The sequence below is a fragment of the Paraburkholderia bryophila genome (assembly GCF_013409255.1).
Lineage (GTDB): Bacteria > Pseudomonadota > Gammaproteobacteria > Burkholderiales > Burkholderiaceae > Paraburkholderia.
The window spans coordinates 1,481,371-1,504,892 of sequence record NZ_JACCAS010000002.1; the positions used below are offsets into that span (position 1 = coordinate 1,481,371).

Annotated in this window: 21 protein-coding genes and 1 pseudogene; 13 read left to right on the top strand and 9 right to left on the bottom strand. The window is 63.1% G+C overall.

Annotated elements, in window-relative coordinates; all coding sequences use genetic code 11:
* Window positions 1–18: 18 nt before the first annotated feature.
* Entirely contained in the window at window positions 19–2,292 is a 2,274-nt protein-coding gene (locus GGD40_RS27775; RefSeq protein ID WP_179745828.1) for a xanthine dehydrogenase family protein molybdopterin-binding subunit, read from the bottom strand.
* Complete coding sequence (locus GGD40_RS27780) at window positions 2,293–2,820, bottom strand: (2Fe-2S)-binding protein (protein ID WP_179745829.1); 528 nt, start codon at window positions 2,818–2,820, stop codon at window positions 2,293–2,295.
* 139 nt (window positions 2,821–2,959) lie between these two features.
* Here GGD40_RS27780 and GGD40_RS27785 point away from each other — a divergent pair, with 139 nt between their 5' ends.
* On the top strand, window positions 2,960–3,856 hold the full coding sequence (locus GGD40_RS27785) for a LysR substrate-binding domain-containing protein (RefSeq protein ID WP_179745830.1): 897 nt from the start codon (window positions 2,960–2,962) through the stop codon (window positions 3,854–3,856).
* Here the strand turns inward: GGD40_RS27785 and GGD40_RS27790 are convergent.
* A complete protein-coding gene (locus GGD40_RS27790; protein ID WP_179745831.1) occupies window positions 3,843–4,730 on the bottom strand; it encodes a LysR substrate-binding domain-containing protein in 888 nt (295 codons plus the stop codon). The genes GGD40_RS27785 and GGD40_RS27790 overlap by 14 nt on opposite strands.
* A 239-nt stretch (window positions 4,731–4,969) precedes the next feature.
* On the opposite strand from GGD40_RS27790, the gene GGD40_RS27795 reads away from it, so the two are divergent.
* The 9 genes from GGD40_RS27795 to GGD40_RS27835 all read left to right on the top strand — a co-directional run bounded on the left by GGD40_RS27795 (window position 4,970) and on the right by GGD40_RS27835 (window position 14,871).
* Window positions 4,970–5,926 carry an amidohydrolase family protein gene (locus tag GGD40_RS27795; protein WP_179713931.1) on the top strand — a complete coding sequence of 319 codons (957 nt, stop codon included), beginning with the start codon at window positions 4,970–4,972 and terminating at the stop codon, window positions 5,924–5,926.
* Window positions 5,926–6,852, top strand: a complete 927-nt coding sequence (locus tag GGD40_RS27800; RefSeq protein ID WP_012428924.1) for an amidohydrolase family protein — start codon at window positions 5,926–5,928, stop codon at window positions 6,850–6,852. The genes GGD40_RS27795 and GGD40_RS27800 overlap by 1 nt, the downstream gene beginning before the upstream one ends.
* A gap of 122 nt (window positions 6,853–6,974) precedes the next feature.
* Window positions 6,975–8,369, top strand: coding sequence for a UbiD family decarboxylase (locus tag GGD40_RS27805; RefSeq protein ID WP_179745832.1), 1,395 nt, complete (start codon window positions 6,975–6,977; stop codon window positions 8,367–8,369).
* On the top strand, window positions 8,366–8,956 hold the full coding sequence (locus tag GGD40_RS27810; RefSeq protein ID WP_179745833.1) for a UbiX family flavin prenyltransferase: 591 nt from the start codon (window positions 8,366–8,368) through the stop codon (window positions 8,954–8,956). The genes GGD40_RS27805 and GGD40_RS27810 overlap by 4 nt, the downstream gene beginning before the upstream one ends.
* A 40-nt stretch (window positions 8,957–8,996) precedes the next feature.
* A complete protein-coding gene (locus GGD40_RS27815; protein ID WP_179745834.1) occupies window positions 8,997–10,112 on the top strand; it encodes a CobW family GTP-binding protein in 1,116 nt (371 codons plus the stop codon).
* Between the two features lie 115 nt (window positions 10,113–10,227).
* On the top strand, window positions 10,228–11,568 hold the full coding sequence (locus GGD40_RS27820) for a nucleobase:cation symporter-2 family protein (RefSeq protein ID WP_179745835.1): 1,341 nt from the start codon (window positions 10,228–10,230) through the stop codon (window positions 11,566–11,568).
* A gap of 95 nt (window positions 11,569–11,663) precedes the next feature.
* Window positions 11,664–13,043 (top strand): amidohydrolase family protein, encoded by a 1,380-nt coding sequence (locus tag GGD40_RS27825; protein WP_218901485.1) that lies wholly within the window; start codon window positions 11,664–11,666, stop codon window positions 13,041–13,043.
* A gap of 13 nt (window positions 13,044–13,056) precedes the next feature.
* On the top strand, window positions 13,057–13,788 hold the full coding sequence (locus GGD40_RS27830) for a maleate cis-trans isomerase family protein (protein ID WP_179745836.1): 732 nt from the start codon (window positions 13,057–13,059) through the stop codon (window positions 13,786–13,788).
* A 300-nt stretch (window positions 13,789–14,088) separates the two neighbouring features.
* Window positions 14,089–14,871 (top strand): DUF3050 domain-containing protein, encoded by a 783-nt coding sequence (locus GGD40_RS27835; protein WP_179745837.1) that lies wholly within the window; start codon window positions 14,089–14,091, stop codon window positions 14,869–14,871.
* Between the two features lie 122 nt (window positions 14,872–14,993).
* Here GGD40_RS27835 and GGD40_RS27840 read toward each other — a convergent pair whose 3' ends face one another.
* Window positions 14,994–15,896: a DMT family transporter gene (locus GGD40_RS27840; protein WP_179745838.1), complete on the bottom strand. Its 903-nt coding sequence runs from the start codon at window positions 15,894–15,896 to the stop codon at window positions 14,994–14,996.
* A gap of 243 nt (window positions 15,897–16,139) precedes the next feature.
* On the opposite strand from GGD40_RS27840, the gene GGD40_RS27845 reads away from it, so the two are divergent.
* Entirely contained in the window at window positions 16,140–16,865 is a 726-nt protein-coding gene (locus tag GGD40_RS27845) for an AraC family transcriptional regulator (RefSeq protein WP_257030729.1), read from the top strand.
* Between the two features lie 154 nt (window positions 16,866–17,019).
* Here GGD40_RS27845 and thrS read toward each other — a convergent pair whose 3' ends face one another.
* Window positions 17,020–18,234 (bottom strand): threonine--tRNA ligase, encoded by a 1,215-nt coding sequence (gene thrS / locus GGD40_RS27850; protein ID WP_179745840.1) that lies wholly within the window; start codon window positions 18,232–18,234, stop codon window positions 17,020–17,022.
* A gap of 370 nt (window positions 18,235–18,604) precedes the next feature.
* Here thrS and GGD40_RS27855 point away from each other — a divergent pair, with 370 nt between their 5' ends.
* Window positions 18,605–19,090, top strand: a complete 486-nt coding sequence (locus tag GGD40_RS27855; RefSeq protein WP_035560247.1) for a GNAT family N-acetyltransferase — start codon at window positions 18,605–18,607, stop codon at window positions 19,088–19,090.
* Window positions 19,091–19,114: 24 nt separating this feature from the next.
* On the opposite strand, the pseudogene GGD40_RS27860 reads toward GGD40_RS27855, so the two are convergent.
* From GGD40_RS27860 to pdxR, 3 genes and pseudogenes are all read right to left on the bottom strand, one after another.
* Window positions 19,115–19,698, bottom strand: a pseudogene (locus GGD40_RS27860) (isochorismatase family cysteine hydrolase).
* A 78-nt stretch (window positions 19,699–19,776) separates the two neighbouring features.
* Complete coding sequence (locus GGD40_RS27865) at window positions 19,777–20,109, bottom strand: hypothetical protein (RefSeq protein ID WP_035563965.1); 333 nt, start codon at window positions 20,107–20,109, stop codon at window positions 19,777–19,779.
* A gap of 226 nt (window positions 20,110–20,335) precedes the next feature.
* Entirely contained in the window at window positions 20,336–21,919 is a 1,584-nt protein-coding gene (pdxR, locus tag GGD40_RS27870; protein ID WP_179745841.1) for a MocR-like pyridoxine biosynthesis transcription factor PdxR, read from the bottom strand.
* Window positions 21,920–22,041: 122 nt separating this feature from the next.
* Between pdxR and GGD40_RS27875 the strand changes: the two genes are divergently transcribed.
* Window positions 22,042–22,764 (top strand): GNAT family N-acetyltransferase, encoded by a 723-nt coding sequence (locus GGD40_RS27875; RefSeq protein ID WP_179745842.1) that lies wholly within the window; start codon window positions 22,042–22,044, stop codon window positions 22,762–22,764.
* Here GGD40_RS27875 and GGD40_RS27880 read toward each other — a convergent pair.
* On the bottom strand, window positions 22,761–23,294 hold the full coding sequence (locus GGD40_RS27880) for a GNAT family N-acetyltransferase (protein WP_179745843.1): 534 nt from the start codon (window positions 23,292–23,294) through the stop codon (window positions 22,761–22,763). The genes GGD40_RS27875 and GGD40_RS27880 overlap by 4 nt on opposite strands.
* Window positions 23,295–23,522: the final 228 nt, after the last annotated feature.

Here is a 23,522-nt window from a genome sequence, read left to right on the forward strand (position 1 = left end):
GACGCGGTCTGGGTCGACCTACGCGCTAACTTTTACTTTGGCCCCGGCGTGGGCGCCCACCTTGCCCAAATCAAACGGCGTGTCCCTCAACCGCTGCCCCGTCAACCTGAACACCGCATTCGCCACCGCCGGCGCAACCGAAGGACTCGACAACTCTCCCACCCCACCCGGTTTCGCCGGATCACCCTGCACGATCTGAATATCGATCTCCGGCATATCGGTCATGCGCATCACGCGATAGGTATCGAAGTTCTTCTGCTCGACCTGCCCGTGACGAATATCGATGCGATCGCCAATAGCATGTCCCAAGCCCCACATCAGCCCGCCGTACAACTGTTCCTCGACGCCACCCGGCGACACCGCCAACCCACAATCCGCGATACAGGTGAGCTTGTCGATCACGACGCCATCCCCGTTACGCCTCACTCGCGCGACCACGGCCACATAGCTGCTGTACGCCTGATTCGTCGCAACACCGAGCGCTGTACCAGGCGGCAATGGCTTACCCCAACCCGCTCGCGCGGCGGCCTCACGCAAAACAGCCTGATGACGCGGATCCTTCATATGCGCGAGCCGAAAATCAACCGGATCGCGCTTGCCCGCATGAGCGGCCTCATCCATGAACGACTCAACCGCGAACACGTTCGGGATATAGCTCACCGCGCGATACCACCCCGTCGGCACACCAGTTTCATGGCGCACCCAACCAATATCGACATGCGGCGCGTCATAGGCGAACTCATACTTGCTGATCGCTTCAGTGGTGCTGTAATCCATCCGATCAGGACGATCGAAATAACCCGGCTCCCATTGTTCCGGCGAAGCAGGCATCACCGCGCGCAATTGCAGAGTGCTCAGATTGCCGTGTGTATCGAGCACGGCTTTCCCACGGTGATAACTCGCCGAGTGATAGTAAAGCGCGCGCATTTCATCTTCACGGCTATTCATCAGCTTGACCGGCTTACCGACCTTCAGCGCGAGCCACGTCACTTCGAAGAGCCAGTACTTCGATTCGCGCGACCCGAAGCTTCCGCCCGACACGAGCTCATGCAATACAACGCGATCCGCAGGAATAGAGCCGATCACCTCAGCCGCCTCCTGCACCGTCGACGGCACTTGCAATCCTCCCCAGTACTCAATGCCACCGTCTTTCGCCCACGCGGTAACATTGATCGGTTCCAGAGGATTCTGCGCTTTATACGGCATCGAATACGCCGCCTCGATCACGTGCGCGCCATGCGGCCATGCGGTCCCCGCGTCGCCGTGCTGAATAGTCGGCACAACACGCGCGGCGGGATCGTCGAGCCACCTGGCCTGCTGCGCGGCGAGCGTACTGCTGTCGAAAGTCTCGAGCGGACTGTCGTCCCACTCCACCCGCAACGCAGCTTGCCCCTTATGCGCCGACCAGTAGTCATCGGCCAACACGGCAACGCCCGCCTGATTACCGCCGAGAATATCCGGCCGCCCAGGAATCTGCACGATCTGCCGCACGCCCGGCACGGCCAGCGCGTCTTTCGCATCCACGCTTCGCACACGCGCATTGATCACCGGCGCGCGCGTGACCGTCGCCACGAGCAAGCCCGGCAACGACACGTCGATGCTGTACGGAAACGCGCCCATCGCCTTCTGCGCGGCGCCGCGTTTCTTCTGCAATTTGCCGATGTATTTGAACTGGGACGGATCTTTCAACGCGACGTCTTTAGGCGCCGGCAATTGCGCCGCGACACTCGCCAGCGAACCATAACTCGCGCGCTTGCCGCTCGCCGGATCGACCACGAAGCCGTTGTCCGTCGTCAACGCCGACGGCGCCACATTCCACTGTTTCGCGGCCGACGCAATCAACATCGCCCGCGCGGTCGCGCCCGCACGTCGCAAGCGATCGTATTCGAGCGACACGCTCGTGCTACCGCCCGTCGAAAACACTTTCCACAGCGGATGAATGTACTCACCAAAAAACGGATTCTCCGGCGTGATCACATCCACACGAAACGGATCGACATCCAATTCTTCCGCCACCACCGCAGCCAATGCGGTGCGCGTGCCGGTGCCGGAGTCATGCTTATGGACCACCAGTTTGATCGTATCGTCGGACAGAACCCGGACCCACGCATTCGGTTCGAATTCGCCAGGTAACGGCTGCGGGTCGCCGCTTGCGTTCTCGCCCTTAGCAAGCGCTTCGGGCAATTGAAAACCAATCGCGAGTCCCGAGGCCAGCAACGCCGAACTCTGCTTGATAAACCGGCGTCGTGCTGCGCCGCGCGCGCTTGTCAGCGCTTCGTTATCGTGGCGCATTCAAACCTCCTCAGCCGATGCGTGAGACGCGCACGCCGCTATACACGCAGGCATCACCACCTCGGCCAGCGCCGGATCGCCCGACGCCGCCCGCTTGATCGCCTTGCGAATCCGCGAGTACGTACCGCAGCGACAGATGTTCCCCGACATCGCCGTCGAGATGGTTTCGTCGTTGACGGTCGGCTTATCCTTGAGAAACGCGGCCGCCTGCATCAACTGGCCAGACTGACAGTAGCCGCATTGCGGCACATCTTCCGCGACCCAGGCCAGTTGCAGCGGATGCCGGCCGTCCTTCGACAACCCCTCTATCGTCGTAATGTTCTTGCCGGCCACCGCGACCGCCGGCAGCAAACACGAGCGCACCGCCTCACCTTCCAGATGCACGGTACACGCGCCACAAAAGCCACCACCGCAGCCGAACTTCGTGCCGGTCAACTTGAGCCGGTCGCGCAGCACCCACAACAGGGGCATGTCTTCCGGTACATTGTCGAGCGAGTGCCGCGTATCGTTGACCACGATCTCGATCATGCGCTGTCTCCTGAATGTCGTTGTGCGACGCGGTGCGTGCGAGGGCCGCACGGGCCGCGTGCTTGCGGTCATTATTGAAAGCCGTTAAGCCCAGCGCCAGCGACGATTTCTTCCATCACCCGTAAGTCCGGCTAACACCATGTTGAAGCGCTACCCGTCCCTTCAGTCGATGCAGGCATTCCTGCAGGCCGCCCGCGTCGGCAGTTTTTCGAGCGCGGCGCGGCAGTTGTCGCTCACGCATAGCGCGATCAGCCAGCAGATCCGCACGCTCGAAGAGTTCGTCGGCCAACCGCTGTTCGTGCGCGAAAGCGGCCGCGTGGTGTTGACAGACGCGGGTGTGCTGTTTGCGAATCAACTGGCGGATGGCTTCGAGCAGATCGATCGCGCGTTGTCGTCGGTCAAGGAGCGCACGGTCAAGCAGTCGATCACGCTCGACGTCGACCCCGAACTCGCGCAAAGCTGGCTGGTGGCGCGTTTGCCCGCCTTGCTCGGCACGCTGAGCGGCACGTCGTTGACGGTGCTGTCCACACCGCGTCACGAACGCAGTGCGTTCGAGCGTGTGGATATCGCGCTGCGGTACGGGTATGGAGAATGGGACGGTTTCGAAAACGCGCTGATCTGCACCGACCGGTTGACGGCGGTCGGCTCGCCTTCGTTGCTGCCGGCGCGCGGCCTCGACACGCCGCTCACGCCGGAGCAATTGCTGGAGTTGCCGTTGCTCGGCTACACGAAACGTTCATGGATTCCCTGGCTCGCCGCGGCCGGCATGCCCGCCGTCGAGCCGGATGCGGTCGCCGTCTTCGATAACGCTGCGGGATTGATCGCGGCGGCCAGCGCCGGTGTGGGCGCGGGTCTCGCGCGCGGCCTGCTCGCCGCCGACGCGATCCGCAACGGCACGCTGATCGAACTCACGCAAGTGGAAATCCCGACGCACTACAACCTGTACGCCGTCTGGCCGCGCGACAAAGCGGAACGGGTCGCGCCGTTGATCGACGCGATACGCGAGTTGGTCGCGCAAACGGTCAGCTCACGCTAGCCGCCACCTCCCGCACCGTCTCAAGAAACAGCGCCAGCACCGGCGACGGCGCCTCGGCGCGATAACGCGCATGCAGCGACACTTCCGGACGCGGTGCGGCCACTGGCACGAACACCACACCGCCGGTGGACAATTGCCGCGCGGACGAAGGCAGCAATGCCACGCCGAGCCCTTCGCGCACGAGGCACAACAGCGTATGCACCTCGACCACCTCCTGTTCGATCCGCGGCGTAAACCCTGCTTCGACGCAGCAGTCCTGTAAGAAGCGCGCAAGCTGCGACTGCCGCAACCCGAACGACACGAAGCGCTCCGCCTCCAACTCGCGCAACGCCAGTTCGTCACGCGTGGCGAGCCGGTGACCCAATGGCAGCGCCACCACTGCCGTCTCGCGCATCACCACTTCGCTGCGAATCTCCGCCTCTTCATGTGAGACGCGGAAGAAACACACGTCGAGCCGCCGCTCCTTCAGCGCCAGAATCTGCGCGGCCGGCGTCATCTCATGCAGCGTCCATTGCACTTGCGGATGTTTCTCCGCGAAAACCCGCAGCGCGCGCGGAATCGGTTCGACCATCGCCGAACTGATGATGCCGATCTCGAGACTGCCCACTTCGCCACGCCCCGCGCAACGCGTCAGATCGATCGCGCGTTCGAACTGCGCGAAGATCAACGGCACCTGCTCCTTAAGTGTTTTCCCTGCATCGGTGAGTTCAACGCGGTGTTGCGAACGCGTAAACAACGCGGTGCCCATCTCCTCTTCGAGGATGCGAATCTGCTGACTGAGAGGCGGCTGCGAAATGTGCAGGCGTGCGGCTGCCCGGCCGAAATGCAGTTCGTCGGCAAGCACCGCGAAGTAACGCAACAGCCGGATGTCCATATCGCAAACGTATCAAGATCGTGGTTAAAAAATATTGTACAGAGCGTTTTTCTCTTGTGAGACTGCATCGCAAGCAGCAGTGCACGTCAGTGTGACACTCGATGCCGGCGAGGGGAAGGCGCACAAAAATGCGCCTTGCAAAGGGCCGCATGGGTCAGCCCAATGGGCTGAGTCCATCGATGCGCCTGCCCGCGATCCGGCAACTGGATACACCAGTTCCTCTCAAGGAGATCGAGTACATGATCATCGACACCAGCTGTTATCCGACCAACCTGGTCGACCTCGCGTGGCGCCATGACGGCGAGCCATTTTCCGGCGAGCGTCTGATCGAGGTGATGGACGGGCCGTACTTCATCAACGGCAAACCTCGTCGCATCGACAAGGCTTTCATTCAACCGCCGCAAGGCAACACCATTTATACGTGGACCGATGGCGAACGCTCGGGCCGCGAGTCGATCGACGACTACATGGCGTACACGGTCGAAATGACGCAGAAGTACCCGGACCGTCTTATTGGTTGTTTCGTCTACAACCCGCGTTGCGGTCCCGAGAACGGCGCGGAAGCGATCGAGTTCTACGCGAAAGAACACGGCTTCAAGATGGTGCAGTTGCAGGCCAACATGCATGCATACCGCCCCGACCGCGCGCTCGACTGGTTGCGCCCTGCACTGCGTAAATGCGCGGATCTCGGCCTGCTGGTGAAGCTGCATACCGGCGACGGCCCGTACAGCATTCCGAGCGAATGGTATCCGCTGATTCGCGAATTCCCGTCGGTGAATTTCATCATGGCGCACTTTGGTGTGCAGACGGGCGGCGTGTATTGCTTCGAGCCGTATCAGATGGCGCTCGATACGCCGAACGTGTATTGCGAATCGAGTTGGTGCCTGCAGTCGCGAATCGTCGAATTCGCGAAAGTACTGCCCACGCACAAGATTCTCTACGGCTCCGACACGCCGCCGAACGAGCCGGGCATGTGGTTGCGCCTGCTCGAAGTGCTGTGCCACGAGCCGCCGCAAGGCCTCAACCTCGACGAAGACACGCTCGAGGATTACCTCGGCAACAACCTCGCCCGCATGATCGGACTTGAACCGAGCGCGCCGCCGCGAAGCGTCGAGGAAGCGCAAGCCTATCTGAAACAACATGCCGGCGCCGCGAAGCAACACGCCGGCCAGGCCGACTACGCAGGAGCCCGCTGATGATCATCGATACCCATCTGCACCCCACCAATCTCGTGGACGAAGCATGGCGCCATACCGGCGAGCCGTTCACCGGCGAACGTCTGCTGAAGATGATGGACGGTCCGTACATCATCAACGGCAAGCCGCGCCGTATCGACATGGGTTTCATTCAGCCGCCGCCGGGCAACACCGGCTACCGCGACGGCAATCGGCGCGGCCGCGAAGGCATTCGCGACTACATGTCGTATATCGCCGAACTCACGCAGAAGTACCCCGATCGTTTTATCGGCAACTTCACGTACAACCCGCGTTGGGGTCCGGAAAACGGCGCGGCCGAACTCGAATTCCACGTGAAGGAGTACGGCTTCAAGATGCTCAAGCTGCACGCGAACATGCACGGCTACCGGCCGGATCGCGCGCTCGACTGGCTGCGTCCGGCTATGAAGAAATGCGCGGAGCTCGGCGTGGTGGTGTTGATTCATACCGGCGACGGACCGTACACGATCCCGACGCAGTTCTACCCGATCATCCGCGAATTCCCGATGGTGAATTTCATCATCGGTCACTTCGGGATTCAGACCGGTGGCAACTATTCGTTCGAAGCCTTCTGGATGGCGATGGATACGCCGAACGTGTATTGCGAATCCGGCTGGTGCTATCAGTCGCGCATCGTCGAGTTTGCACGCGAGTTGCCGCGTAACAAGATCGTGTTCGGTACGGACTCGCCGCCGAATGAGCCGGGCATGTGGCTGCGCGAACTGGAAATGCTGTGCGGTCCCGCGCCGCAAGGCATGAATCTGGATGAAGACGGTCTCGAAGACTACATGGGCAACAACATCGCCCGTCTGGTCGGCATCGAACCGACCAAGCCGCCGAAGGATCTCGCCGAAGCGGAAAAACGTTTGAAAGCGACGTATGTGAACGACGTCACGCAGCCGGCTTAAGGCTCGTCGACGCTGCGAGGCGAGGCGAGGCGCGGTTTACGCCGCGCCTGCCTCGCACAACGTGTCCGCTTTCGCTTTCGTTATCGCTTGAGTTTTAGCTTTCGCTTTGGACGGAGTTCACTATGGCGGATAACCTCTTCCGCGCCACGCAGGATTTCCATCGCTTTGCGCTTGCGTATCGCGAGCACTATCCCGACGATGTATTGACGCTCACGCAGCCGCTTTCGGCCGATCAGGACGTGACCGCCGTCGTCGCGGAACTCGCGGCGCGCGGACAGCATCCGATGCTGATCTGCGACCACGTCAATGGCATCGCAACACCACTGGTCACCAATTTCTTCGCCTCACGCACACGTATTGGACGGCTGTTCGATGTCGACGCAGCCGGCTTGTTCGACGCGTATCAGCAGCGTGCGAATGCGCCGATTACACCGGTGATTGTTTCCAGCGGCCCCGTTCTCGATCAGGTCATAGAAGGCGACGCAGTCGATCTCGCGCAGTTGCCGATGATCCGTCACTTCGACACCGACCGTGGCCCGTACATCACCAACGCGGTGATCGTCGCCGAAGACCCAGTAACAGGCGTGGCCAATCTCAGCTATCACCGCTCAATGCGGCACGCGCGCAATGCACTCGCCACCAGCCTGCATTCGCGCGGCCACCTCTGGCGCATGTTGCAAACCGCCAAAGCACGCGGCGACACGTTGAAGGTCGCGATGGTGATCGGCGCGCATCCGCTGTTCATGCTGGCCGCCGCCGCACGCGTTCCGTTCGGCACCGATGAGCGTGCCATTGCAGGCGGTCTGTTCGGCGCACCGCTGGAGCTGGTGCGCACGCCGCGCTACGGCATCGGCGTGCCTGCATCGGCCGAGTTCGTGCTGGAAGGCACGATCGATCCCGACGCACACGCCGAAGAAGGCCCGTTCGGCGAATTCACCGGCTATTCGTCGGATCGCTCGACCAACAATGTGTTGCGCGTCGACACGATGATGAGACGCAACGACGCGTGGCTCGTCGATGTCGTCGGCGGCCCTTACGCAGAGCATCTAACGCTTGCCCGCCTTCCGCGCGAAGCGGAGATGAGCGAAAAGCTCAAAGCGCGCTTTCCCTCCGTCACCGCGCTGCACTATCCGAACTCGGGCACGCACTTTCACTGCTACGTCGCACTGAATCAAACACGCGACGGCGAAGCGCGTCAGATCATGCTCGCGCTGCTCGGCTGGGACCCGTACCTGAAGAACGTCGTCGCGGTGGACAGCGATATCGACATCACCAACGACTCGCAGGTGCTGTGGGCCGTCGCGACACATTTCCAGCCGCACCAGGACGTGTTTATCGTCGATGGCTTGCCGGGCAGTCCGCTCGACCCTTCGTCGTCGGCGGCGGGCACGACGTCGCGCATGGGGATCGACGCAACGCGCGGCTCGCAGTTCGACGGCATCCGCGCGCAGATCAGCGAACACGCGTCGCAACGCGCCGTCGACATTCTGGCTCGCGCCGCCGGAGCACAACGATGAGCACGCGGCGGCTGGTAGTCGGCATTAGTGGTGCCTCCGGGTTTGTCTACGGCGTGCGCCTGCTGCAATTGCTGCGTGAACTCGATATCGAAACGCATCTGACAGTCTCGCGTAGCGCGTTACTCACCATGACGCACGAAACCGACTACAAGCTCGCCGACGTGAGCGCACTCGCCAGCGCCACCTACCGTTGCGACGACATGGCCGCGGCCATCTCCAGCGGCTCATTCCGCTCAATGGGCATGATCGTCGCGCCATGTTCGATGAAGACGCTCGCCGAAATCGCCAGCGGCATGTCATCGACACTGATCTCGCGCGCCGCCGACGTCACGTTGAAAGAGCGTCGACCGCTCGTGCTGCTGGCGCGCGAAACACCGTACACGCTGGCCCATCTGCGCAACATGACTAGCGTTACCGAAATGGGCGCGATCGTCGCGCCACCTGTGCCTGCGTTTTACGCGCGCCCGGATTCGCTCGACCAGATGATCGACCACACGCTAGGCCGTGTGCTGGATCTGTTCGGTCTCGAAGCGGGCACCGTCAAACGCTGGCGAGAAGCTGAAGCCCCCGCACCGCAACCCGCCTGATAGCCGAACCGCAGCACGAACGACGTAACGGAGAAGAGCCATGAATCACATTCACACGACCCACAACGACATCGAGAAAATCCCCGTCACGGTGCTGACCGGCTTTCTCGGTGCCGGCAAGACCACGCTGCTCAACTACATCTTGCGCGAAAAGCACGGCCGCAAGATCGCGGTGATCGAAAACGAGTTCGGGGAAATTGGAATCGATGGTGGCCTCGTGCTCGAATCGACCGAAGAGATCTACGAGATGACCAACGGTTGCGTGTGCTGCGTCGGCGCGGTGCGCGAGGATCTGGTGCGGATCGTGCGGATGCTGGTGGAAAGGCCGGACCGGCTCGATCACATCATCGTTGAAACGAGCGGGCTCGCCGATCCGTATCCCGTTGCGCAGACCTTCTTTCTCGACGATCCGATCGCGAAACAGGTGACGTTGGACGCCGTCGTCACGATGGTCGACGCGAAGCATATCGCCGCGCATCTGGACGATCTGGTGCTGGACGGCAGCGACAACCAGGCGGTCGATCAGATCGTGTGCGCGGATCGGATCGTGATCAACAAGGTGGATCTGGTCGGCCCCGACGATATTGCGTCGCTGACGCAGCGCATTCGCGGACTCAACGCAACGGCGGAGATCGTCGAATCGAGCTACGCGCAAATCGATCTGGACAGGATTCTCGGCGTGGGCGCGAACGAGTTCTCGCAGATTCTGGTCGAGTCCGACGGCTTGCGTGAAGAAGAGCACGCGCACGCAGGCCACCACGAGCACGAACACGCTCACCACGACGACGAGCACGCCGAACACGACGACCACCACCAACACGCGGACCATGCCGACCACCAGCACGACGAAAGCGTCTCCTCGGTAGGCATCGAAGTCGACGCCGACATCGACCTCGACGCGCTGCAAACCTGGCTCGCCGAACTGCGCGACGCCGACGCCGCCAATCTGTTCCGGATGAAAGGCATTCTCGCCGTGCAAGGCCAGTCGCACCGCTATGTGCTGCAGGGCGTGCACAACGTCATCGAACTGCGCGCGGCGCAAGTGTGGGGCAGTGAACCGCGCTCGTGCCGCATCGTATTCATCGGCCGCGATCTCGATCGCGCCGCGCTGACCGACCGCTTCCACGCCTGTCTTGCCGTGCCGGTTGCGGCCTGACGGGAGATCCGACCGACGTATGAGCCACGACCGCACGGCCAGCGCCGTGCGGCATGACCTCGCACGTCGATCGACAACCACAATCGCAGCAACCCTCTTGCATGGGAGACACGCCATGAACACCGCCCTTCACCCCGTCGATCGGATCTTGCCGAAGCGTCAGATGATCACGCTGGGTTTGCAGCACATGCTGGTGGCTTATATCGGCGCTATTGCGGTGCCGTTGATCGTTGCGTCGGCCTTGAAGATGTCGCAGGCCGACACGACCGTGCTGATCAGCACGGCCCTGTTTTGCTCGGGTATCTCGACGATCCTGCAAACCGTCGGCTTCTGGAAGTTCGGCGTGCGTCTGCCGATTCTGCAAGGCGTCGCGTTCAGCAGCGTCGGTCCGGTGATCGCGATCGGCACGAGCCCCGGCGTCGGCTTTGCCGGCGTATGCGGCGCGGTGATCGGCGCGGGTCTGTTCACGATGTTCGCCGCGCCGTTGGTCGGACGCTTACGAAGATTTTTTCCGCCCGTAGTGACGGGCTGCATCGTAACCGTGATCGGCTTGCAGCTATTCCCTGTCGCGTATCAATGGGCGGGCGGCGGCGAGGCCGCGCAGCAGCAGTTCGGCGCGTTGCCCTTTCTCAGCGTCACGCTGTTCGTCGCCATTGTGATTCTGGCGATCAACCGCTTTGCCGGTCCATTCCTGCGCAATCTGTCGGTGCTGATCGGTTTGATCGCGGGCGGCATTCTGGCGTGTTCGCTCGGCATGGGCAACTTCGCGAGCGTGGGCGCCGCGCCGTGGTTCACGATGCCGCTGCCGTTTCACTTCGGCACGCCCGTGTTCTCGCTGGTCCCCGTGCTGACGATGATCGTCGTCATGGTCGTGCAGATGGTCGAATCGATGGGCCTGTTCGTCGCGATCGGCGATATCGTCGATAAGGAAGTCAGCGAGGACGACGTCGTGCGAGGCATGCGCGCCAACGGTCTGGCGAGCGCGATTGCCGGCATGTTCGCGGCGTTTCCGTTTATCGCATTCATGGAGAACGTCGGGCTCGTCATTCTGACGGGCGTGCGTAGCCGCTGGGTGGTGGCGATCAGCGGCCTGCTGATGTGCGTGGTGGCGCTGGTGCCGAAGATCGGCGCGGTGGTGGCCTCGACGCCGTCGGCAGCGCTCGGCGGCGCCGGCATCGCGATGTTCGGCGTGGTGGTCGCGGCCGGCGTGCAGACACTGGCGAAGGTGGACTTCGAGCGCAATCGCTATAACGTGCTGATCGTCGGTTTCACGATCGCCACCGCGCTGATTCCGGTGATGGCACCGCAAGTCTTCAAGCACATGCCCGACTGGACGCAACCGTTTCTGCATAGCGGCGTGGTGCTGGCGTGCCTCGTCTCCGTCGTGCTGAACGCGGTGCTCAACGGCGCGCACGAAGAAGAAGTCGTGCCCGCCCACAACATGGTCCGCGAATAGGCGGTCGACTTCCGCGCGGCGCTCGCGCGGGTTTCCTGCGCGGCAAAACGCGAGCGGCCGCTTCGCGGTAACTGAAAGGACATTGAATCGTGAGCATGCAAACTGAAGCGTTGCTGATCAAGAACCCTGTCGCCGTGATGAGCGGCATGAACGGAGACCGCGCGCGCCTGGGCCAGGTCGATCTGCGGATTCGCAATGGCCGCATCGAGACCATCGCACCCAATCTCACCCCCCGCGCCGACGAGCGCGTGATCGACGCACGGTCCTGCGTCGTCTATCCGGGCTGGGTGAATACCCACCACCATCTGTTCCAGAACCTGCTCAAAGCGGTACCGTCCGGCATCAATGCGGACTTGCAGGAATGGCTCGCCGCCGTGCCGTATCCGCGTCTCGCGCGCTTCACGCCGGATCTTGCGCGTGTCGCCGCGCGGCTGGGCATGGCCGAACTGCTGCTCTCCGGCGTGACGACCTGCGCCGATCACCACTACCTCTATCACGCGGAAGGCAGCACCGAAACCGGCGATCTGCTGTTCGACGAAGCGGCGTCGTTCGGCATGCGCTTCGTGTTGTGCCGTGGCGGCGCCTTGCAGGCGGCAGGCGATCACCCCGGTTTTTCCAAGCTCGCGCTCAAACCGGAAACGCTCGATCAGATGCTGGCCGACATCGAACGTTTGAAGGCGCGCTATCACGATGCCGGCGATGCTTCGATGCGCCGCGTCGTCGTCGCGCCCACCACGCCGACGTTCTCCCTGCCCCCCGAGTTGCTGCCGGAAGTCGCGCGGGCGGCTCGTCGGATGGGCCTGAGGTTGCATACGCATCTATCGGAAACGACCCGCTATGTCGACTTCTGCAAGGAGCGCTTCAACAAGCTGCCGGTCGAGTTCGTCGCCGATCACGAATGGCTCGGCCCCGATGTGTGGTTCGCGCATCTCGTACATCTGCAGCCGAGCGAAATCGCCCTGCTCGCGGAAACCGGCAGTGGTTGCTCGCATTGTCCGGTGAGCAATGCGCGACTCGGCAGCGGCATTGCGCCCGCTCCGCAAATGGCCGCGGCCGGCGTGCCGATGTCGCTGGCCGTGGACGGCGTGGCGTCGAACGAATCCGGCAGCATGACCAACGAAGCGCACTTCGCGTGGCTCGTGCATCGCGCGGCCCAGGGTGCAGCGGCGACCACCGTCGAAGAAACGATTCATTGGGGCAGCGCGGGCGGTGCGGGTGTGCTCGGTCTCGACGCGGTCGGCACGCTCGAAGTGGGCAAGGCGGCGGACTTCGTGCTCTACGACATCAGCGATCTGCGCTTCAACGGTTTTCACGATCTGGCGGTGGCGCCAGTGACGGCGGGCGAACCGGCGCGCGTGCGCTACAACGTGGTGAATGGCCGCGTGGTGGTGGACAACGGCGTGATTCCGGGCCTCGATCTCGACGCGCTGCGCCATGAAGCCGCCGAAGGTGTGAAGCAACTGCTCGCCGACTAAACGATCCCCCGCCATGCAAAACAGACGAATCCGGCTCGGCATCTTGACGCCGTCGTCGAACACGGCGCTCGAGCCGATCACCGCCGCGATGTTGAGCGAGTTGCCGCACGTCAGCGCGCATTTCGCGCGCTTCACCGTGACGGAGATCGCGCTGTCGGAACCGGCGCTCGGCCAGTTCGACGCGAGCCGGATTCTGGCGGCCGCGCATCAGCTGGCCGACGCGCGCGTCGACGTGATCGGCTGGAGCGGCACCTCGGCGGGCTGGTTGGGGTTCGAGCGCGACCGGGCGCTGTGCCGTCACATTACGGAGGCGACAGGTATTCCCGCGACCACCTCGGTCCTCGCGCTCAACGAAATCTTCGACGCCACGCGCGTGCGACGCTTCGGCCTGGTCTCGCCGTATCTCGACGACGTGCAGCAGCGGATCGTGCGCAACTACGAGAAGCTGGGCATTGAATGCGTCGCGGAACGGCACCTCGGCTTGCAGGACAATTTCCGCTTCGCCGAAGTGCCCGATACGCAACTCGCGATCATGATGCGCGAGGCCGCCTTCGCGCGACCCGATGCGATCACCACCTTCTGCACGAATCTGCACGCGGCGCATCTGGTGCGCGCCTTTGAAATGGCCACCGATATCCCCGCCTACGACACGGTCGCCACCGTCATCTGGAAAGCTCTGCGGATGCTGGACGTCGATACCGCACCGCTCGCAAGCTGGGGACGCCTGTTCACCGACGTGAAGTAATGTCGTGCGGTATCGCACTTTGCGACAGTCAAAACGCATAGAACGATCAGATTTCCGTAATTACGCGTTCTTAAATAAACAATCTGGCCTATCTTATTCCGTGACGTGGCTTTCAAAACCCACGTCATGGGATATCACCCGCCCATCGGCGCGTCCCTCTTCAAACCCAAAGCGTTTTACTTAATACATGCGCCGAATCGGCATGGGCACGGTCGTCCCGCTTCCGCGATGGCGGCGGGTCTGCGCTGTCGCCGTTCCCTTGACCGCTATCGGAGCGACATTCCGAGGATAACGATCACCATGAACGACATCGAACAGCTCGAAGCACAACTCGCCCGACGCCATACGGCGCTCGCTCAGCACCCGGTCTTCCACGCGATTGAAACCATCCACGGTTTACGCACCTTCATGGAATGGCACGTGTTCGCCGTGTGGGACTTCATGTCGCTCGTCAAGCGGCTGCAAGCCGATCTCACGACCATCACGCTGCCGTGGATCGCGCCGCGTAATGCGAGCGCCGCGCGGCTGATCAATCAGATCGTCCTCGGCGAGGAATGCGACGAAACGCCGAAGGGCCCCATGAGTCACTTCGATCTGTATCTGCACGCCATGCGCGATGTCGGTGCGAGCACCGAACGTATCGAACGGATGATCGGTTTGCTGGCCGACGGCGCGAGCGTGCAAAGCGCAATGAGCGCGGTCGACGCCCCCGCGCCGGTGATCCGCTTCGTCAACTCGACCTTCGCGACCTGCTACGAGGGCGCGACGCATCAGGTGCTCGGCAACTTCTTCTACGGCCGCGAAAACGTAATTCCGGATATGTTCCGCGCGCTGCTCGCCAGTTGGATGATCGACCGCGCCGGCGTGCCGCTGCTGGGCTACTACCTCGATCGTCATATCGAGGTGGATTCGGGCGAACACGGGCCAGCCGCACGCACGATGATCGCGGAGGCCGCGGGCGGCGATCCGCACAAGTTGCGCGAAGCGCTGGAAGCGGGTCTGGCGGCGATCGATGAACGCATGTGTCTGTGGGACGGGCTGCACGCGCATCTGATCCGTCAGCGAGACGTGATTGCCGTCTGAAGCAACGCGGCTACGCGTGGCGAGTTCTACGTATCTCGTCACGCGCAAAGCAGGTCCGCTCGCAGGATGCTCACGGTTTTGCACCGGCGGGCGCGACGTCCAGGCGCTACCCATGCTTTCTGTTACTGCCGTGCCGCCACTTCCGCAGCAGGCCGCCGGAACATCTGCGCGACGATCACGCCGACGAGCGCAGTACCGCCACCGAGCAGATGATACGGATGCAGAGTTTCACCGAGCATCGCAATAGCAATCAGCGCGGTCGCGATGGGCAGCACGTTCATGAATAGCGCGCAGCGATTCGGACCAAGATGCTTGACGCCCTGCATCCACAGAAACGGCAGCACCACCGAAGCCAGCACGCCCGCGTACAGAACCAGCGGCACGCTCGCGCGGGTCGGCACGGCTTCGGCGGCGGGCAGGCGCAACAGCATCGGCAGCATGAACAGCAGCGCGAACAGCGCCTGCAGGTAGGTGGATTGCCACGACGGCAAGCCGACATGCCAGCGCTTGAGCAGCACGCCGTACAACGCGTAAGCAAGCGCGGCGAAAATCATCAGCAGATCGCCGAGATGCGCGCCGTTGTCGAGCAGCATCGCGGGCTTGCCCTGCGTGATCAGATACACCACGCCGACCAGCGACAGCACGCCGCCGCCCACCATGCCGCTAGTCGGCGCCTCGCCGAGCAGCAGGGTGCTGGCGACCATCGTCATTAGCGGCACCAGCGCGGTGATGATCGACATGTTGGTCGCCGTGGTGGTTTTGGCCGCCTCGTACGAGAGACTCTGGAACAGCGCCATCGCCAGAAAGCCCAGCACGGCCAGCTTCGGCAGTTGCGGGACGATCGCCGCGCGGTTGCGCCAGGCCGGCTTCAGCGTGAACAGGCTCATCAGCGCGACCGCCAGCAACAGGCGGTAGAACGTAATCGCCGATGGGTCGATGGTATGGGCGGACAGCTTCGAGACAATCACGTTGCCGGCCCACAGCAGGATTGCCACAAAGGGAAACAGGAAATACGATCTCTTCATATCGCGCTCTGACCGACTGTCGTTGGGATGAATACGGGCTTCGAAGTGAACCGGAATGGTGAGCCCGCAACCCAGGTCCGTCTCGCGCGAAAAAGTCTTTACTTGTCGCGAAACGGTCAACCCTTCGATCAATGGCAAAAAACACGAATGAATGCGCGCGCCGCTCACGTCACCCTCGCCGCACAAAGACGCGCCGAAACGCCGACCGCACCCGGCGCGCACGTGCCGTTCGAAAGCACGCCCATGCCGGTTTCGGCCATGGCCGCGTGGTATCCGCACGGCACGCTGATCGAGGCGCATCGGCATCGGCGCGCGCAACTGCTGTATGCGATCGAAGGCGTCATGATGATCGAGTCCGCCACGGGCTCGTGGGTCGTGCCGCCCACGCGCGGCGTGTGGCTCGAACCGGGCGTCGACCATTCGGTGCAGATGAGCGGCGACGTGAAGATGCGCACAGTGTTCGTCGAACCCGGCGCGGCCGCGCATTTGCCCACGCGCAGTTGCGTGGTCGAAGTGCATGCGTTGCTGCGCGAGCTGATCCTCGCGGCGATCGACGTGCCACAGGACTACACCGCCGGTTCGCGCGACGATCATCTGATGCAGTTGCTGCTGGCGGAGTTGAACGCGGTACCGTTGCTGCCGCTGTATCTGCCGTGGCCGACCGATGCCCGTTTGCGCGCGGTGTGCGACAGCGTGCTTGCGGCGCCCGACGACAATCGCACCATCGGCGCATGGGCGAATACGCTGGATGTATCGGAGAAAACGTTTCATCGCTGGTTCCAGCGTGAAACCGGGATTACGTTCGGGCGCTGGCGGCAGCAGGCGCGCTTACTCCTGGCGTTGAAACGGCTCGCGCATGGCGAAAAGATCATTGCGGTCGCAATGGACCATGGCTATACGAGCCAAAGCGCGTTCGCGGCGATGTTCAAGCGACATTTCGGCGTGGTGCCGTCGGCGTTTTACGCGTAGGTGCGAGGGTTGCGTTCAATGCATGCGCATGGCGACAGGTACCACTTCGCGCTGTACGCAAGGCAATGCTTGTTGCTTTTGCGCGTTGCCACGGTTGGCAGCGAGCGCACAAGGACGCGTTCTATCGCGCCCTTGTGCGAACACGGCATCGGTATCAGCTTCTCGATGGCATCGCCGGTGGCTGCGCGGCGAGCTTCAGCCGCTCGACACCGTCCTCCAGCGACACTGTCGCTTGCTGTCCGTCGCGCTGACGGATGCTGATCGTCCGATCACGCTCGTCGCGCGAACCGACGACCACCAGAAGCGGCACCTGCTTTTCGCGTGCGTCGACGATCTTCTTCTCCAGCCGCTCGGGCCGGCTGTCGACCAGCGCCCGAATGCCCGCGTCATCGAGCGCTTGCAGAACCTCCTGCGCATAAGGCGCATTCGCGTCGCTGATCGTGGCGACGACAACCTGCTCCGGCGCGAGCCACACAGGCAACCATCCCTCATGATGTTCGAGCAGCATCGCGATAAATCGCTCCATGCTGCCCAGCACGGCGTGGTGAATCATCACCGGCCGCTCGCGTTCATTGCGCTCGTTGACGAACTCCGCGTCGAGCCGCTCAGGCAACACGAAGTCGAGCTGGATCGTGCCGCATTGCCAACTTCGCCCGCGACTGTCCATGAGATGAAACTCCAGTTTGGGCCCGTAAAAAGCGCCCTCGCCTTCGAGCAGATCGAACTCTAGACCTGCCGCGCGCGCGGCATTCGCCAACGCGCTTTCCGCGTGATCCCACGTGGCTTCGCTGCCCGAGCGCGACGCCGGCCGCGTGGCGAGCGCGACCTTGAAGTCGGGAAAACCGAGGTCCGCGTACACCGCGCGCAACAGCGAGCAGAAGCGTCCCACTTCCCCCTCGATATGCGACTCCGCGCAGAACACATGCGCGTCGTCCTGCACGAACGCGCGCGTGCGCTTCAAGCCTTCGAGCGAGCCTGACGGTTCATCGCGATGACACGCGCCGAACTCGCTATACCGAACCGGCAACTCGCGATAAGAACGCACGCGCTGATTGAACACCTGCACGTGGCACGGACAACTCATGGGTTTCAGACACAGCGCGCGCCCTTCTTCCGCGTCGGCCAGCGAATACATTGCCGCGCCGAACTTCTCCCAATGGCCGCTTTTTTCCCACAGCGAACGCGCCAGCAATTGCGGCGTACGAATCTCGCGAAAGCCGGCGCGGCGCATGCGGACGCGCACATAATCTTCCAGCACGCGATACAACTCCCAGCCACGCGGATGCCAGAAAACCATCCCGGCGCCTTCTTCCTGCTGATGGAACAGGTCGAGTTTATTGCCTAAAACACGATGGTCGATGTCGTTCACAGTCACGCTCCGTTTAGTCGAATGCCGCTCATCGCGGTGAGGGTTGCCGCAAACGGAGGTCCAGAAATGCCCAAGGCCCCGTCCGTTTCCGGCGGGGCCTTGGGTGGTCTGCCACTGCTTCGTGCTGCTAGCGTGCGCAACCTCCCGACGACCCGCCTGTGAAGGTGGTCGTCGTGGTGGTCACGGCAGCGAAGGGAATCGAGTGGAGGTCCATGACTCGACAGTAAACGATCAGGTCACGACGCGTCAATCTCAATCGCCGAGAATGCTGGTCAATTCACGCCGATCGACGCTACGATGTCTGTCTGATCCGAAACCCGCGTGTCTTCGCGCGACGTCGGTCCACCTTCAACCGATCGAGCACCTGACCTTGACCATTCACATTCGCCGCGCACACGCAGCCGACGCCGCGTTGATTCTTCGCTTCATCACCGAACTCGCGGTGTACGAGAAGGCGGAGCATGAAGTCATCGCTTCCGTCGAAGACGTCGAAACGAGCCTGTTTTCCGCGACCGCCACCGCGAAAGCGTTGATCTGCGAAATGGACGGCGAGCCCATCGGCTTTTGCGTCTATTTTCATTCGTATTCCACCTGGCTCGGCAAACACGGGCTTTATCTGGAAGACCTGTATGTGTCGCCGGCCGCACGCGGCAGCGGCGCGGGCAAACGGATGCTGCGCCACCTCGCGCAGATCGCCTGCGAAAGCGGCTGCGGGCGCTTCGAATGGAGCGTGCTCGACTGGAACGAACCGGCAATCGGCTTTTACGAAGCGATCGGCGCAAGCGCGCAAAGCGAGTGGGTGCGTTACCGGTTGGCGGGCGACGCGCTCAAGGCGTTTGCCGAGGGGGTGGAGTAAGCGTGCGCGCGCACCGCGCGACCACTAGCGGGCGAGCAGCAGCACGGCGTCCGCGAGTGACAGCACGGTCGTACGCGATTCGAACGCCGTGGCGAACAGATGCTCGTGTACGACCTGATCCGGGTCGTAACAGCAATCCTTGACCGTGTAGAGGCGAAAGTCGGCGTCGCTCGCATAGGCAACGACGACAGCACGACACCCGTCGACGCAATGCCGACCATGATCAACGAGTCGATCCCTTGTGCCGAAAGCCGCACCTGCAAATCCGTGCCGAAGAACACGCTGGCGCGATGTGCGGTGATGACCGGCTCACTCGCCTGCCGGTCTAGTTCCGGTGAGAGCCGGTCGTCGACGAAAAGCCCCAATTGCTTGATGCCCTGCCCATTCCTGTTCAAGGGGCTGACTTCCGGATAACCCGGACTGAAACGGAGATTGGCGAAATAAACGCTGACGCCCGCAGCCCGCGCGGCGTCGCACAGCCTGCGCGTATTGGCGAGTAAAGTCGGTGCGATCGATGGAAAGAGGCCGAGAATATCCGTCTGATAATGCATGACAACGAGCGCGGTTCGCGCCGGGACGATTGCGGAAATCGGCGAACTCGTGGGCATGTAAAAAAGAGGGTGGCTGGAACGCGATGAAGTGATTGCGGGTAGCGGCCTGTCAGCCGCTGCCCGCGCTTGCATCAATCAGTGAGGCGCTTTACCGTTGGGCACCGCATCCAGCGGCTTGTGCTGTTCTTCGCCGAGTCCGGGGAAGAACGCGTTCCATGCGGCGCGCACGCCTTCCGCGGCGGTGGCTTCGGCGGCGATCGATTCGGTTTCGCCTTCACCGGCTTTCGATGGATCGGCGGACAGCCCGCGCCAGTGTGTAAATACCAGCAACGGTTTTTCAGTCCAGATGCCTTCGCCGAATTTGGCGAAAGCCGTGTCCCCGCTCGTCAATTGCACCTCGTACCAGCCTTCGCGTGCAGGTGTGTGGGCGGCAAGCTCAAACCACGGGGTCGGTTCGATTTCCTTCATGTCGTCTCCGGTCGGATAGATCGTCATAGATAACCACAACAAAGGCATTCTTCATGCCCGGGCTCGACAGCGGCCCGGCAGGCGCGCTCCGCCTGTTGCGCGATGTTGCAGCGCGGCGCGCTGGGCATGAGCTGCGGGGCGATCCGTCGACGTTTGCGCCTGTCGATTTCGCCGCGCATAAACGACACGATAGCGCGACATGGGCCGCGCGGACAAACGCAAAAACTTACACGTCAGACTGGGGGGCGATTGCTTTTTTTGCTTTGCTGGTTGGCTTGCTTGTTGGGCTGCTTGCTGGGCTGCTTTTGGGCCTACCTGTCGCCCCGCTTGCCGGCTTGCCCTCCAGCTCGCGCGCCAGCGTGGCCAGCACGTGAGCGGCGGCCGCCAGTTGCTCCGCCGGCGTACTGCCGTAGCCGATCACGAGCCCATTCGTCTGCTCATCGGGCTGCAACGCGAACCCGGACAGCGCGCGCGGATTGAGCCCTTCGGCGACGGCCCGCGCGGCTAACGCGCGGTCGTCGATGGTCGGCGGCAAGCGCAGCGTCAAATGCATGCCGCAGTTGCCGCCCAGAATCTGCGCCGGCGCGAAGTGGACCGTGAGCGCGTCGCGCAACGCCTGCTGACGCTCGCGGTACACCCGCCGCATCCGCCCCAGATGCCGCCCGAACTCGCCACTTTCGATGAAATGCGCCAGCGCCATCTGCTCCAGCCGATGCCCGCCGCGCAGCATCTCCTGCAGCGCCACCGCCGATTCCTCGACGATCACACGCGGCAGCACCACGAAACCGATGCGCAGCGCCGGGAACATGGTCTTGCTGAATGAGCCGACGTACAGCACCGGCGCGTCGGCGACGAGACCCTGCATGCTGGCGATCGGCTCGCCGGTGTGGCGGAACTCGCCGTCGTAGTCGTCCTCGATCAGCCACGCGCCACAGCGGCGCGCCTGCGCGATCAACTCCAGACGACGCGCCACCGACAACACCGCCCCCGTCGGATACTGATGCGCGGGCGACGTGTAGATCAGCTTCGGCGGATGCGCGCGCCACGCGTCGGCGGGCACGGCAATGCCTTCGGCGTCGACCGGCATGGGCAGCGTGGTCAGATCGCCGACGTTGAAGGCGGCCTTCGCGCCGCGATAACCGGGGTCCTCGACCCACGCGACGTCGCCGGGATTGGTCAGCAGCCGGACGCACAGGTTCAGCGCCTCCTGCGCGCCCTCGGTGATCACCACCTGCGAGCCGTCGCAACGCACGCCGCGCGCGATACGCAAATGGCCGGCGATCGCGTCGCGCAGCGCCGGTTCGCCGGCCGGCGCGCCGTAGCCGAGCGTGAAGGGCAACGCGCGCTCCAGCGACCGTTCGAGCGCGCGCCGCCAGGCGCTCAGCGGGAAGCGGTCCAGCGCGGGCGTGCCGGGCGTCATCGGAAACGTGTTGTCGGCGTGGGTGCGGGTGGCCGCGAACTGGCCGACGCGCGCCGCGTAAGCCACCTCGGGCGCAGCGGACGGCGCCGCCGGCTCGCCGCGCGCTGCCGGGCTGGACAGTGGGCTCACGCGGGTGCCCTTCTTGTCGGCCACCACGTAACCGGTCGCGACCAGATGTTCATACGCGATCACGACTGTGTTGCGCGACACGCCCATCTCCGCCGCCAGCAGACGCGACGAAGGCAGCAGCGAACCCGCCGGCAATCGTCCGGCGAGAATCGCCTGCTGCAAACGTTCGATCAGCTGTTTTTGCAGCGGTGGGGGTTTGTCGGCGGCGCTCGCGGCAGTCGCCGCAGCCGGGTTGGCGAGCGGACCAATGATTTCCATCATTGCGGCTGGACCTATGAAATGGGTTTGGCGTGGATCTTTTGAACATACCACGTTTGCCGTATCGTTCCTGATGAACGGCAGCCGCCGACGATCATTGATGCCGCAACAACAGGAGAACAGCGATGGAACCCAGACACAACGAGTTCGAGCAGCCGATCGGCGTGCCCGTGCTGGACTGGAAAGGCGCCGAGGCACCCGGCCGCGCGCCGCTGACGGGCCGCTATTGCCGGATCGAACCGGTGGACGTGGAGCGTCATGCCGCGGACCTGTACGACGCGTACAGCTCGGCCGCCGATGCGCGCGACTGGACCTATCTGAACGTGGGTCCGTTCGAGAGTCTCGCCGCTTATCGCGAGCATTTGACGCGCATGGCCGCGTCGCCGGATCCGCTGCACCACACGGTGATCGATCTCGCGACCGGCAAGGCGGTCGGCACGCTGGCGCTCATGCGAATCGACCGGGTGAACGGCGTGATCGAGGTGGGGCATGTCACGTATTCGCCGCGTCTGAAGCAGACGCGCATTGCCACCGACGCCATGTTCCTGGTGATGACGCAGGTTTTCGACGGGCTGGGTTATCGCCGCTTCGAATGGAAGTGCGACTCGTTGAACGCGCCGTCACGCGCCGCCGCGTTGCGTTACGGCTTTACGTTCGAAGGGATCTTCCGGCAGGCGATCGTGTATCACCAGCGCAATCGCGACACCGCGTGGTTTTCGGTGATCGACGGTGAATGGCCCGCGCTGCGTGCGAGCTATGCACGCTGGCTCGACGCCGGCAATTTCGATGCGCAGGGTAAGCAGATCGAGCGGCTGGCGCATCTGATCGCGCAACAGCGGGCGGCTTAACCCGTGTTCGGCGCGCGACGCAGGACGATGGTCGGACTCCCTTTGTAGGGCGTGCGCAGCCGTTCGCGGTAGCCGCACTTACGCGCGACACTCAGCGACGGCAGGTTTTCCGGTGCGATCAGGCACACGGTCTCCTTGTCCGGCCATTGCGCATCGGCCCAACCGAGCGCGGCGCGCACGGCTTCGGTCGCATAACCGCGGCCATGTAGCGCCGGGTTCAACGCCCAGCCAATTTCAGGCGTGCCCAGCAACGACGGTTCGATCTCACGGTGATAGTCGGCCAGGCCGACTTCGCCGACAAAGCGGCCGCTCTGCTTTTCCCGCACCACCCAGTAGCCGTATCCCAGCATCGCCCAATGCCCGGCGTAACGCAGCAGACGCGCCCAGACTTCTTCGCGCGTGAAGGGCTTGCCGCCGATGTAGCGGATCACCTCGGAATCGGACCACATCGCGTAGCTGTCGAGGAAGTCGTTGGGGGTGTGCGGGGTTAGGGTCAGGCGGTCGGTGGTGAGGGTGGGCTGGGTGGGCATGGGAAAGTGCGAGTGGTTTGGCGACGAAGCTCGGATAGGGTTGCGCTCGATCATCGCAGATTTTCTATCCGCCGGGTTCGTCGCAAAGGTCGGGACCGCCGTCGCCGCGCGCGACCGAATTTGGCATGAGAGAGGAGTTCGCCCTACACTCGTCGAGTAGCTTTGCCCAACCGGGTTGACGCAACACGCACGCCATCCAAGCGTCATGGACTCCCACTCACGGCTTAG

What these genes read in the sequence shown, in the direction of transcription:
- GGD40_RS27880 (WP_179745843.1), bottom strand. Translation starts at nt 23,294, where the DNA reads ATGCCCACCCAGCCCACCCTCACCACCGACCGCCTGACCCTAACCCCG.
- GGD40_RS27845 (WP_257030729.1), top strand. Translation starts at nt 16,140, where the DNA reads ATGCCGGTTTCGGCCATGGCCGCGTGGTATCCGCACGGCACGCTGATC.
- GGD40_RS27830 (WP_179745836.1), top strand. Translation starts at nt 13,057, where the DNA reads ATGCAAAACAGACGAATCCGGCTCGGCATCTTGACGCCGTCGTCGAAC.
- GGD40_RS27785 (WP_179745830.1), top strand. Translation starts at nt 2,960, where the DNA reads ATGTTGAAGCGCTACCCGTCCCTTCAGTCGATGCAGGCATTCCTGCAG.
- GGD40_RS27840 (WP_179745838.1), bottom strand. Translation starts at nt 15,896, where the DNA reads ATGAAGAGATCGTATTTCCTGTTTCCCTTTGTGGCAATCCTGCTGTGG.
- GGD40_RS27825 (WP_218901485.1), top strand. Translation starts at nt 11,664, where the DNA reads ATGCAAACTGAAGCGTTGCTGATCAAGAACCCTGTCGCCGTGATGAGC.
- GGD40_RS27795 (WP_179713931.1), top strand. Translation starts at nt 4,970, where the DNA reads ATGATCATCGACACCAGCTGTTATCCGACCAACCTGGTCGACCTCGCG.
- GGD40_RS27800 (WP_012428924.1), top strand. Translation starts at nt 5,926, where the DNA reads ATGATCATCGATACCCATCTGCACCCCACCAATCTCGTGGACGAAGCA.
- GGD40_RS27835 (WP_179745837.1), top strand. Translation starts at nt 14,089, where the DNA reads ATGAACGACATCGAACAGCTCGAAGCACAACTCGCCCGACGCCATACG.
- pdxR (WP_179745841.1), bottom strand. Translation starts at nt 21,919, where the DNA reads ATGATGGAAATCATTGGTCCGCTCGCCAACCCGGCTGCGGCGACTGCC.
- GGD40_RS27810 (WP_179745833.1), top strand. Translation starts at nt 8,366, where the DNA reads ATGAGCACGCGGCGGCTGGTAGTCGGCATTAGTGGTGCCTCCGGGTTT.
- GGD40_RS27865 (WP_035563965.1), bottom strand. Translation starts at nt 20,109, where the DNA reads ATGAAGGAAATCGAACCGACCCCGTGGTTTGAGCTTGCCGCCCACACA.
- GGD40_RS27790 (WP_179745831.1), bottom strand. Translation starts at nt 4,730, where the DNA reads ATGGACATCCGGCTGTTGCGTTACTTCGCGGTGCTTGCCGACGAACTG.
- GGD40_RS27805 (WP_179745832.1), top strand. Translation starts at nt 6,975, where the DNA reads ATGGCGGATAACCTCTTCCGCGCCACGCAGGATTTCCATCGCTTTGCG.
- GGD40_RS27820 (WP_179745835.1), top strand. Translation starts at nt 10,228, where the DNA reads ATGAACACCGCCCTTCACCCCGTCGATCGGATCTTGCCGAAGCGTCAG.
- GGD40_RS27815 (WP_179745834.1), top strand. Translation starts at nt 8,997, where the DNA reads ATGAATCACATTCACACGACCCACAACGACATCGAGAAAATCCCCGTC.
- GGD40_RS27875 (WP_179745842.1), top strand. Translation starts at nt 22,042, where the DNA reads ATGGAACCCAGACACAACGAGTTCGAGCAGCCGATCGGCGTGCCCGTG.
- GGD40_RS27780 (WP_179745829.1), bottom strand. Translation starts at nt 2,820, where the DNA reads ATGATCGAGATCGTGGTCAACGATACGCGGCACTCGCTCGACAATGTA.
- GGD40_RS27775 (WP_179745828.1), bottom strand. Translation starts at nt 2,292, where the DNA reads ATGCGCCACGATAACGAAGCGCTGACAAGCGCGCGCGGCGCAGCACGA.